The sequence below is a fragment of the Tritonibacter sp. SIMBA_163 genome (assembly GCF_046535935.1).
Taxonomy (GTDB): domain Bacteria; phylum Pseudomonadota; class Alphaproteobacteria; order Rhodobacterales; family Rhodobacteraceae; genus Epibacterium; species Epibacterium scottomollicae.
The window spans coordinates 1-236 of record NZ_JAWJBP010001306.1 but is presented as its reverse complement, the minus strand read 5'-3'; the positions used below and the strand labels follow the sequence as shown (position 1 = coordinate 236).

Genomic DNA, 236 nt, shown 5'->3' with positions numbered 1-236 from the left:
AAAGTGGAACGGCTTTAAGAACGCACTTTCAGAAACATCATTTCTTAGTTGTCTTATACTTCTAAAAAAAATAACTATTAGTAAGGCAGTCAATAAAACTAGTGCGACACTACTATAACCAACAGCTAGATTTATAAATCCATTGTGAGGATGCGTAGAATTTAAGGTTAAATTATAAAATTGGTTAGGACCATACCCTCTAAAAGGATAGTCTTTTATATATTCTAAACCAATTC

The 236-nt window shown here is 30.9% G+C and carries 1 protein-coding gene; it reads right to left on the bottom strand.

Annotated features, from left to right (window positions below; genetic code table 11):
- The coding region (locus R0J92_RS26525) for a hypothetical protein (RefSeq protein ID WP_411053880.1) at positions 1-236 on the bottom strand (236 nt) is incomplete at both ends.